The following is a 10162-nucleotide window of genomic DNA, read 5'->3' as shown; positions in this document are numbered from 1 at the left end:
GATCGAAATCGATTCTCGCAGGCCGCGACTCGCTGCGCGGGCGTACTCGGAGTTGGGCGATTGGCGGAAGGCCCGTATCAGCTCCACGGCCTGCTCGACCTGCCTGCGCTCCGGCGTGAACACCGGGATCAGTAGCGCAATCGCCACACCGGCCAGCGTCGGGTGGACGCCGCCGGAGTACAGCGCCACCCACAGCGCGAACCCCATCACGGCGTAGGAGAAGCCGCGGCCCGCGGGCAGGTAACGCACCAGCGCGATCGCCGCGATGATGACCGCGGCAACCAGCAGTGGGCCGATCCGGATGTCGTCGGAGTAGAACAGCGCGATCACGGTCAGCGCCCCGATGTCGTCGACCACCGCCAGCGTGAGCAGGAACAGTCGCACTCGCGCAGGGAATTTCGGGTTGATGATGGCGAGCGCACCGATCAGGAACGCGGTGTCGGTGGAGATCACCACCCCCCAGGCGCGAGCGTTCTCGCCCGGCGCGTTGATCAGAAGGAAGATCAGCGCGGGCACGGCGAGGCCCGCGACGGCGGCCAGCACCGGGACCACGGCCCTGGCGCGGTCGGTCAGCTCGCCGACCGTGAACTCCGCCATCACTTCCAGGCCGACGACGAAGAAGAAGAACGTCATCAACCCGTCGTTGATCAGATGCTTGACCGTCAGCTCGAAGCGCTTGTCACCGAAGCTGAACCCGACGTGCGTGTCCAGCAGCGTCCAGTAGCTCTCGGACCACGGCGAATTCGCCCACGCGATGGCGACGACCGTGGCCAGCAGCAGTAGGCCCGCGGCGGTGTTCTCCCCCGACTTCTTGGCTTTCGGGTCGCGGCTGAAGCGGGTCGGCAGCATCCGCACGATGCGCGGGAAGCCGCTGCCGCTCGGGTCTGCCGCCTCGACGCTCACGCCCGGGCGTGCTCCGCGAAGACGTCGAGCAGGTCGGGCTTGTCCACGGCGCTCGCCGACACCACGTCGGCGGGTCTGGCGCCCAACAGGATTCGCTTGATCGGGATCTCCAGCCGCTTGCCGGTCATCGTGCGGGGGATTCCCGGCACGTCGACGATGTCGTCGGGCACGTGGCGAGGAGACGCGCCCTTCCGGATGGCGACGGTGATCTTGTCGCGCAACTCGTCGTCCAGTTCGGCGTCACCGGCGAGGTGCACGAACAGTGGCATCCAGTAGCCGCCGTCATCCTTTTCGACACCCACCACCAGGCAGTCCTGCACCTCGGCCAGCGATTCGACCGCGTTGTAGATTTCGGCGCTGCCCATCCGGACACCCATCCGGTTCAAGGTCGCATCCGAACGGCCGTGCACCACAACCGAATCACGGTCGGTGATGGTGATCCAGTCACCGTGACACCAGATGCCCGGATACTTGTCGAAATACGCCTTGCGGTAGCGGCTGCCGTCGGCGTCGTTCCAGAAGAACACCGGCATCGACGGCATCGGCTGGGTGATGACCAGCTCGCCTGCTTCACCCACCACCGGGGTGTTCGCATCCGTCCACGCCTGGACGTCGGCACCGAGGCAGATGACGTTGAGCTCGCCCGCGACGATCGGGACGAGGGGGCAGCCGCCGATGAACGCGGTCACCACGTCGGTGCCACCGCTCATCGACATCACCGGCACGGCCCGCCCGACGCCCTCCTGGATCCAGCGGAAGCCGGCGGCGGGCAGCGGCGAACCCGTCGAGCCGACGCCGCGCAGTGAGTCGAGCCGGTATTCTTCACCGATTTTCGCGCGGGGTTCCGCCCCCTCCTTGGCGCAGCTCAGGAAATAGCCTGCGCCCGCACCGAACAGGGCGACGTCGTGGTCGCCGACCACCTTCCACATGCTGTCGGTTCGCGGATAGGTCGGGCTGCCGTCGTAGAGCACCACGGTCGCGCCGACCAGCAGTCCGGACACCAGCAGGTTCCACATCATCCAGCTGGTGGTCGAATACCAGCAGAAGCGTTCGCCGGGTTTCAGGTCGGCGTGCAGGCTCAGGTACTTGAGGTGTTCGAGCACCACGCCGCCGTGGCCGTGCACGATGCCCTTCGGCGTGCCGGTGGTGCCCGAGGAGAACAGCACCCACAGCGGATGGTCGAACGGCACCGGGGTGATCTCCAGCGGCGCGTCGAGGTCGAGGACCTTCGTCCACGGCGTGACGTCGCTGTTGTCGTCATGCTCCTCAGGCTCGGCGCCGAGGCGGGGCACCAGCACGGTCGCCTTCAAACTCGGTAACTTCGACCGGATCTCGGCGAGTTCCTTACTGCGGTCATGACGCTTACCCGCGTAGACCGAACCGTCGCTGGCCACCAGCACCGTCGGTTCGAGCTGCCCCAGTCGGGCGACGACACCCTCGACGGCGAGGTCCTGATTGCACACCGCCCAGGTGGCGCCGACGCTGGCCGCACCGAGGAAGGCGGCGACCGCTTCGCCGATGTTGGGCAGGTATCCGACCACCCGGTCGCCCGGCTTGACGCCGAGCCTGCGCAGGTAGTTCGCGAACGCCGCCGTCTCCGACCGCAGCCGCGCCCATGACCATTCCGTCGAACCGTCCTCCCCCGCCGCCACCAGCGCCGGGTACTCGTCGGTCTCGTGCCGGAACGCCTCGACGGCATAGTTCAGCGTTGCACCCGGAAACCACTGTGCCCCAGGCATTTCCCGACCGGCCAGCACGGTGTCGGGGGGTGTGGTCGCACGGATGTCGAAGAAGTGCCACACCGCATCCCAGAACCATGCGATGTCCTCCAGTGACTTCGCCAACAGCTGGGAGTAGTCATCGAACTCGCCGCGGCCGGTGTCGGCCAGCCACGCCATGAAACGGGTGAGATTGGCGCGCTCGACGGTGTCTTCGTCCGGTGTCCACCCCCCGGGTTCGGTCATGCCGGTGCGTCCTCCTCTGCGTCCTGTGCGCTCCCTGCGCTCGCGGTGACAGCGTGCGCCGCCTCCATCAGCATCCAGCCCGACAACTGGACCGACAGGTCGCGCTCGGGGACCGAGGACGCGTTGACGGCGCCTTCGACGAACTGGGCCTCCTGACCGCCCGCCTTCGGCAGGTCGGCATTGCGATCCCAGAACGGTCCGAACAGCGGCAGGCCGTCCACGGTCTGCCGGTAGTCCCACGCCGACTGCGCGGACTTGTTCACGATATTTCGCGCGGTGGCCTTGGCCGCTGTGTCCTCCGGTGAGTTTTCCGGCAGCGTGGTGACGACCAACGCCAGATAGCGGGCCAGGATCCCGTTGAACAGCCCACCGTCACCGCCGCCCGCACCCTTTATCACTCCGTCGGGGGCCATCTCCTTGGCGACAGCGCCGACGAGCCGGTGCACCCGCGTCGCGTGACGGTCGTCCTGGGTCCGCGCGGCGAGTTCGGTCTCCAGCCCGATCACCACGCCCTGGCAGTAGGTGTACTGCGCGCGCACCATCGAACCGGCCTTGATGCCGTCGAACACCAGATGGGTCTCCGGGTCGATCAGGATCTCGTCGATCCAGTCGGCCATCTGCTGCGCGCGCCGCAACCGGTCGTCGTACCTCGCGAGGAAGATGCCTGCGGGGCCGTTGGCCGGGGCGTTGAAGAACTGGTCCTGCTTGCGCCAGGGGATGCCACCGCCGTCCTCGGGTACCCACGCGTTGACGAACTGGTTGCACAGCTTCTTCAGTGCGCCGGGTTTGTCGACACCCGCGAGCCTGCCCGCCCTTTCGAGGGCCAGCGCCAGCCAGGCCATATCGTCGTAGTAGCTGTTGACCCAGGACCCGTTGTTGCGCAGGCGATGTGCCCGAACTTGGCGCTTGATCCTCTTTTCCCGGTCGGGTTGCGGGTCACGCAACTGCGCATCGACGAGGTTGTCCAGCAGGTGCGCCTGCCACCAGTAGTGCCAGGTGCCGAACATGAGTTCCTTGCGCGTCGCGGGCCAGCCGACCACACCGAGCTGCGTGCCCGGCAACTGCCAGAGCCGTTTCAGATGGCGCTTTGCGACGGCGGCTTCGGCGCTCGCCGCGCGATTCGCCCATACCTGATCCATGTCGTTGATCCTGCCCTACCAGGCCCGCGACATGTCGCCGTGTTGTGTGATCCAGCTGTGCATCGCGATGCCCGCCGCGACGCCGGCATTGATGCTGCGGGTGGAGCCGAACTGGGCGATCGACACCGTCATCGCCGCGCCCGTCTTGGCGTCGTCGGTGATGCCGGGACCCTCCTGCCCGAACACCAGCAGACAGCTTTCCGGCAGCGCGGTCTGCTCGAGGCGCGCCGCGCCGGGCACGTTGTCCACCGCGACGACGGTCAGCCCGCCATCGACGGCGAAGGCCAACAGGTCGGCGGTGGTGTCGTGGTGAAGCAGGCGCTGGTAGCGGTCGGTCACCATGGCGCCGCGCCGGTTCCAGCGTCGCCGTCCGACGATGTGGACGGTGTCGACGGCGAACGCGTTGGCGGTCCGCACCACGGCTCCGATGTTGGCGTCGTTGCCGAAGTTCTCGATCGCCACGTGCAGCGCGTGCCGACGCCGGTCGATGTCCGCCACGATCGCCTCACGGGTCCAGTACCGATAGGCGTCGACGACGTTGCGGGTGTCGCCGTCGCGCAGCAGCGCAGGGTCGTAGCGGGGATCGTCGGGCACCGGGCCTTGCCACGGGCCGACGCCGGAGGTCTCACCCCATTCGGTTGGTCCTTCAGCCGCCTGGCCGGCGACATCGGGCGATGGAGCCGCTTGGCCGGCGACATCCGGCGGAAGCTCACTCATCGGTGGTCCACAGCCCCGCGTGCGTGCCGACCAGCGACACCGACGCGTAGAGCAGTGCGGCGTTCATATCGCCCTGGGTGCACAACGACGCCCGAACCTGGACGGCGTTCAGCGATGCGTCGGGCAGCACCAACAGCGAGGCCCCGTAGATGTCGCACGCGTGGGACAGGCCCGGCGCGGGCAGCGTCGGGGCCGCGAGCACCATCAGCGGACCGCCGCGCCGAGAAGACTCGTCGCGGTATCGCGCTGCCAGGCCGCTGATTTCGAGACCCAACAGCATGTAGCCCTTGCCGTTGAACGCACTCGGGTCGCCCAGGGCGCTCGGGTCGAGCTGGCCGCCGTCGGCGCGGAACGCGTCGACGCTCGTCGTGGTGATCGACAGGCCCGAATCGTTCTCGTTGGTCTGCGGCACGCCGACCGGGTAGGCCGCGCCGTAGGACACCGTGGTGCCCGCCATCCGGTCCTTGGACGAATACACATAGGCGCCGCGCACCTGGGAGTGATCACGCATCGGGCCGATGCATACCGTGCCCGCGAGGCGGTTCGGTGTCGGGGCGGCCGCGGGCTGGATCGCCAGGCTGGTCACGTCGCGGCAGCCGCCGATCGCGTTGGCCTCCAGGGGATGTGCCAGCGCGCCGTACAGGCCGAACCGGATGTCCTCGGGTTTGGTGTGCGCGCCGTCGGCCTGCGCGGGCGATGCGTCGATGTCGAACAGGACGTAGTCACCGTCGAACCGCAGGTTGGCCAGCGACATGTTCCAGCCGAGCACCGAAAGCGACTCGCCGACCTTCGCCTTCTGCACGCCGTACGGGTGTGCGTCTGCGTCGTCGCCGGCGCATGCCGACGTCAGCAGAAGCAGGGCCGTCGACAGCAAGGCGACTAGTGCGCGCACCAGGACTCAGGTACGGCCACGGCCCTTGGCCACCGTTCTGTTGATGCGGCGCACCAGGTTTCGCGGCACCAGCCGCCCCGCGGCGGTGAGCGCCTTGTACTGAACGCCGGGCACGATGACGACGTTGCCCTTGGCGGCGTCGGCGAGGCAATCCCGCACGACGTCTTCGACCTCGAGCCATAGGAACGACGGGGTGCCGCCCATCTCGATGCCCGCGCGCTCGTGGAACTCGGTGCGGACGAAGCCGGGGCACACCGCGTGCACGCCGACACCTGTGCCCGACAAGCCGTTGGCCAGGCCCTCGGTGAACGAGACCACCCATGCCTTGGAGGCGGAGTAGGTCGACCCGCGCCCGGGTAGCAGGCCTGCGACGCTGGCGACATTGATGACGGTGCCCGCGTCGGCGGCCAGCATCGCAGGCAGCGCAGCATGCGTCAGGTGCATGACCGCGGTGACGTTGACGTCCAGCTGTGACTGCAGCACCGCCAGATCCGCAGTCCAGAATTCGCCCGAGGTGCCGAACCCGGCGTTGTTCACCAGTACACGAACCCCTTCGGACAGCCGGTCGGCGACTTTGCCGCGGTCGGCCGCGTCGGCCAGGTCGGCGGGGAGCACCTCGACGGCGGCGCCCGCCTCGTCATGCAGTTCGGCGGCGAGCCGTTCCAGCCGTTCGACGTCGCGGGCGACCAATACCAGGTCGTATCCGTCGACGGCGTAGCGCCGGGCGAAACCCGCCCCAAGCCCGGATGTCGGTCCGGTGATCAAAGCGACGGGGCGCGGCATGCAGTCAGGTTACTCAGCGCTGATAGTGCGGCGACTGGCGGCCGTTTCGCGGTGGTTGGCGACGGATCGCCGGGTCGGAGCGGTTGGCATCTGGACGCGGCTGGGCGTAACGCGCGTCGGTCGCGGCAGGCTTGACCGGCCGGCCGGGCGCCGCGGCCCGGCGTGCGGGCTGCCCCGCCGCTGCGGCACCGGCGCCGGTCTGCGGAGTCGGCGGCAACACCCGCAGAAGGTCGTTGAACTGACGCACGGTGCGCAGCCCTTCGTCCCACTGCGCCCGCGTGCTGGTGACAGGCATGCTGACCAGCGTCCAGTTCTGCTCGTTCCACATGATCTCGGCACAGTCGGGCGCGGTGTGGGCGAACGTCACCATCCGTCGGTCGCAGGCGCGCCGCGCCGCATCGAGGTTGGTGGAGTACACCATCCGCGGGCCGATCGCGCCGAGCAGCCAGATGTCGCTTTCGCGCGGCTCCTTGATGCCCTTGAGCCGCAGGTCGACCACGACGTTCGTACCGACCTTGCGGTGCAGGGCGATCACCGTCGCGACGTCTTCGAGGTCGAAGATGAACACGGCCTCGCCGCGGATCTGGCCCAGCACCACGTTCTTGGCGCTGACGTCGCCGACGGTCGACATGACGCCGCGCTTCCAGCGCTTGATCAGGTCATCGGATTCGTGTTCGTAGTCGAAGCCGTGCGATTTGGCCCATGACTTGCGCCGACGCCCCATTCCGCGTCGACGGTCGATGTCGACGTACAACAACACTGCCGCACCCACGAAACAGAGTGCGGACAGCGTGAACCAGAGGGGAACCATTACCCCTAGCCTACTTGCAGGTAGGCCAGATGCCAGAACTCATCCAAGTCACAACCCCGTTACTTATGGCCGCAGCGCCGTCGGCGTCGCACTCAGACCGCGAGGAGGCGCTCGAAGAAGTCGCGGTACCGCTGCAGGGCCAGCCGGAGATCCTCCGTGGAGACCTCCTCGCCGCGGCTCCACTGCTCCTCCAGCCCGGAGCGGGCCTGCGCGAAACCGGCCGTGAGCCGGTCGACCACATCGGAGACCAGCCCGTCGGCCTTCTGCACACAGTCGCGCGGATCGTCGACGAACGCCGATTGCACCTCGGTCCAGCGCGAGCGGAGATCCGTCAGGTCACCGTCGGCGAACAGCGTCCGGTCGGGTGAACCTGCGGTCGCGGTCGACTCGGCATTCTGCTGCGGCGGCGAAGCGCCGGCCTCCTGAGCGCGCCCGAAATCACCCGTGGGACCGACGGTTCCGACGTCGTCGGGATGGCTCGTCGTCGTCCCGAGAGGCACCGCCTGGTCGGGTCGAGTCTCATGCGTGGTCATGGGCCTGCCTCTCTTGCTCGTTGGTTCGGACGTGGGTGTCGACGTCGGGGTCCGACCCGAGTAGCCGGTCGAACAGTGCGCGATAGTGCACGAACGCCTGGCGGGCGTCCTCGGTGCTGATGTCGCCGTCGTGCTGGGATTGATAGATCGCGTGCGCGCCGCGGTAGTTCTCGACGATGTCGGGGTGGTCGACGGAGATGTCGGCCGCGCGATGGTCGAAGTCGTCGATCGGGTAGCCGCGCTCTCGCATCACCCGGGTCACCAGGCGCTCGGCCCGCCCGACCGCATCCTGCGGGTCGTCGACGAAATCGGTCTGCACCCGCTCCCACATCACCGCGTGTTCCTGTCGCACCTCGGGTGTCAGGTCGACGATGTCCAGCTTCTTGCGCTTCTTCTCGCGCGCGAGGAGTTCGGCTTCTGCGGCCCGTTGTTCTCCCAGGTCGCCGACCGTGCGGTCATATTCGGGACCGAAGTGCTCCTTCAGCCGCGCCGACCTCCTTCGCCGGACGACCGACCACCCCGCGACGGCCACGACGACCAGTGCCAGCACTGCGATGAGAACCCATACCCACTCGGACATTTCGTTGACCTCCTCGTCAAAGGGAGGAGTAACCGCGCACTCGCCGACGGAAACGTCAATTTGTGATCCGCGTCGCTTACCGTCAATCCATGCCCTATGACGACTGCCGGCTGCTGCACGTCTCCTTCGACGGCGGCATCTGCCGGGCGACGATCGACCATCCGCCGATCAACCTGCTGGACGCACCCCTCATCGGGGAGATAGGTCGGCTGACGGAGCAGGTCGGGGCCGACGATGCGGTGCGCGTGCTGATCGTCGACTCCGCCGATCCGGACTTCTTCATCGCACATGCAGACGTCGAATTGATTCAGGGGCTGCCGACCGACGACACGTCGCTGCACGACGAGCTGTCGCCGTTCCACGCCTTCACAGAACAATTCCGGACGCTGCCGCAGGCCACCATCGCCGTCATCGAGGGCATCTGTCGCGGCGGCGGAAGCGAGTTCGCGATGGCCTTCGACATGCGCTATGCCGCGCTGGGCAGGGCACGCTTCGGCCAGCCGGAGGTGGCGGTGGGAATCATCCCCGGCGGAGGCGGGACGCAGCGCCTCCCCCGGCTGGTCGGCCGGGGGCGCGCCCTGGAAGTGATCCTCGGGTGCATGGACGTCGACGCGGCGACCGCCGACGCATGGGGCTACGTCGACCGCGCTTTGCCCGCCGACGAACTGCGCCGGTTCGTCGACACCCTCGCCGTCCGCATCGCGTCGTCGCCGCTGGAGGCGATCTCGCGGGCCAAACGCGCGGTCGACGCCGCTATCGGCGATGTCACGACCGGACTGCGCGCCGAGGATCAGCTGTTCCGGGATGCCTTGGCGCAGCCGGTGGCTCGCGAACGGCTGCAGGCAATACTCGACGCCGGCGCCCAGACCCGAGAGTTCGAGCTGGGCGAAATCAGCCCAGCACGAGCCCGTCGCCGTCCGGACTGACGTTGACCGGCACGATGTCGCCGTCGTGCACGTCGCCGGCCAGCAGCATCTTCGCCAACTGGTCGCCGATGGCCTGCTGGATCAGCCTGCGCAGCGGACGCGCGCCGTACAGCGGATCGAAACCGCGCTCGGCCAGCCACTTCTTGGCCGGCAGCGACACCTCGATCGTGAGCCGGCGCGCAGCCAGCCGCTTCGCCAGCTGCTGCAGCTGGATGTCGACGATCTCCACCAGCTCTTCGGGGTTGAGCCCGTCGAAGATGATGACGTCGTCCAGCCGGTTGATGAACTCCGGCTTGAACGCCGAGCGCACCGCGGCCATCACCTGCTCCTCGGAGCCACCGGCGCCGAGGTTGGACGTCAAGATCAGGATCGCGTTGCGGAAGTCGACCGTGCGGCCCTGCCCGTCGGTCAACCGGCCCTCGTCGAGCACGGCCAGCAGCACGTCGAACACGTCCGGGTGGGCCTTCTCGATCTCGTCGAACAGGATCACCGTGTACGGACGCCGCCGCACCGCCTCGGTCAGCTGACCGCCCTGGTCGTAGCCGATGTAGCCGGGAGGCGCACCGACGAGGCGGGCCACCGAGTGCTTCTCGCCGTACTCGCTCATGTCGATGCGGACCATCGCGTGCTCGTCGTCAAACAGGAACTCCGCCAACGCCTTTGCCAACTCGGTCTTGCCGACGCCGGTCGGGCCCAGGAACATGAACGAGCCCGTCGGACGGTTTGGATCCGCGACACCGGCACGGCTGCGGCGCACCGCATCCGACACCGCCTGGACGGCCTTGCGCTGGCCGACGACCCGCTTGCCCAGTTCGTCTTCCATCCGCAGCAGCTTGGCGGTCTCGCCTTCCAGCAGTCGCCCGGCCGGGATGCCCGTCCACGCCGACACCACGTCGGCGATGTCGTCGGGACCG

The 10162-nt window shown here is 68.1% G+C and carries 11 protein-coding genes; 1 reads left to right on the top strand and 10 read right to left on the bottom strand.

The genetic code is table 11. From position 1 onward, the window contains the following. The 9 genes from QOC76_RS14615 to QOC76_RS14575 all read right to left on the bottom strand — a co-directional run. The coding region (locus tag QOC76_RS14615; protein ID WP_526357556.1) for a Na+/H+ antiporter NhaA at window positions 1-849 on the bottom strand (849 nt) is incomplete at its 3' end. 50 nt (window positions 850-899) lie between these two features. After that, window positions 900-2867: an acetoacetate--CoA ligase gene (locus QOC76_RS14610; RefSeq protein ID WP_526357555.1), complete on the bottom strand. Its 1968-nt coding sequence runs from the start codon at window positions 2865-2867 to the stop codon at window positions 900-902. Further along, complete coding sequence (locus QOC76_RS14605; RefSeq protein ID WP_526357554.1) at window positions 2864-4006, bottom strand: glycoside hydrolase family 76 protein; 1143 nt, start codon at window positions 4004-4006, stop codon at window positions 2864-2866. The genes QOC76_RS14610 and QOC76_RS14605 overlap by 4 nt, the downstream gene beginning before the upstream one ends. A gap of 15 nt (window positions 4007-4021) precedes the next feature. Next, window positions 4022-4723 (bottom strand): TrmH family RNA methyltransferase, encoded by a 702-nt coding sequence (locus tag QOC76_RS14600; RefSeq protein WP_526357553.1) that lies wholly within the window; start codon window positions 4721-4723, stop codon window positions 4022-4024. Further along, window positions 4716-5615 (bottom strand): hypothetical protein, encoded by a 900-nt coding sequence (locus QOC76_RS14595; RefSeq protein ID WP_526357552.1) that lies wholly within the window; start codon window positions 5613-5615, stop codon window positions 4716-4718. Before QOC76_RS14595 ends, QOC76_RS14600 begins: the two co-directional genes overlap by 8 nt. Before the next feature lie 6 nt (window positions 5616-5621). Further along, window positions 5622-6398 (bottom strand): SDR family NAD(P)-dependent oxidoreductase, encoded by a 777-nt coding sequence (locus QOC76_RS14590; RefSeq protein WP_526357551.1) that lies wholly within the window; start codon window positions 6396-6398, stop codon window positions 5622-5624. 13 nt (window positions 6399-6411) lie between these two features. Next, window positions 6412-7209 (bottom strand): trehalose monomycolate transport factor TtfA, encoded by a 798-nt coding sequence (gene ttfA, locus QOC76_RS14585; RefSeq protein WP_526357550.1) that lies wholly within the window; start codon window positions 7207-7209, stop codon window positions 6412-6414. Window positions 7210-7301: 92 nt separating this feature from the next. Beyond that, window positions 7302-7742, bottom strand: coding sequence for a hypothetical protein (locus tag QOC76_RS14580; protein WP_526357549.1), 441 nt, complete (start codon window positions 7740-7742; stop codon window positions 7302-7304). Beyond that, window positions 7729-8322, bottom strand: coding sequence for a hypothetical protein (locus QOC76_RS14575; RefSeq protein ID WP_526357548.1), 594 nt, complete (start codon window positions 8320-8322; stop codon window positions 7729-7731). The genes QOC76_RS14580 and QOC76_RS14575 overlap by 14 nt, the downstream gene beginning before the upstream one ends. 89 nt (window positions 8323-8411) lie before the next feature. On the opposite strand from QOC76_RS14575, the gene QOC76_RS14570 reads away from it, so the two are divergent. Then, the gene (locus QOC76_RS14570) at window positions 8412-9248 is read left to right on the top strand and encodes an enoyl-CoA hydratase/isomerase family protein (protein WP_526357547.1); all 837 of its coding nucleotides are present in this window, start codon (window positions 8412-8414) and stop codon (window positions 9246-9248) included. Here the strand turns inward: QOC76_RS14570 and QOC76_RS14565 are convergent. Then, window positions 9214-10162, bottom strand: a 949-nt coding sequence (locus QOC76_RS14565) for an AAA family ATPase (protein WP_526357546.1), incomplete at its 5' end; no start/stop codon positions are given. The two genes, QOC76_RS14570 and QOC76_RS14565, sit on opposite strands and share 35 nt — an antisense overlap.

The sequence above is a fragment of the Mycobacterium sp. genome, assembly GCF_032159565.1.
GTDB lineage: Bacteria > Actinomycetota > Actinomycetes > Mycobacteriales > Mycobacteriaceae > Mycobacterium.
This window is presented reverse-complemented; position numbering and strand designations above follow the sequence as displayed.

Excerpts from the sequence above, each read along its gene's own strand:
- QOC76_RS14610 (WP_526357555.1), bottom strand. The coding sequence starts at position 2,867 with ATGACCGAACCCGGGGGGTGGACACCGGACGAAGACACCGTCGAGCGC.
- QOC76_RS14605 (WP_526357554.1), bottom strand. The coding sequence starts at position 4,006 with ATGGATCAGGTATGGGCGAATCGCGCGGCGAGCGCCGAAGCCGCCGTC.
- QOC76_RS14600 (WP_526357553.1), bottom strand. The coding sequence starts at position 4,723 with ATGAGTGAGCTTCCGCCGGATGTCGCCGGCCAAGCGGCTCCATCGCCC.
- QOC76_RS14590 (WP_526357551.1), bottom strand. The coding sequence starts at position 6,398 with ATGCCGCGCCCCGTCGCTTTGATCACCGGACCGACATCCGGGCTTGGG.
- ttfA (WP_526357550.1), bottom strand. The coding sequence starts at position 7,209 with ATGGTTCCCCTCTGGTTCACGCTGTCCGCACTCTGTTTCGTGGGTGCG.
- QOC76_RS14580 (WP_526357549.1), bottom strand. The coding sequence starts at position 7,742 with ATGACCACGCATGAGACTCGACCCGACCAGGCGGTGCCTCTCGGGACG.
- QOC76_RS14575 (WP_526357548.1), bottom strand. The coding sequence starts at position 8,322 with ATGTCCGAGTGGGTATGGGTTCTCATCGCAGTGCTGGCACTGGTCGTC.
- QOC76_RS14570 (WP_526357547.1), top strand. The coding sequence starts at position 8,412 with ATGCCCTATGACGACTGCCGGCTGCTGCACGTCTCCTTCGACGGCGGC.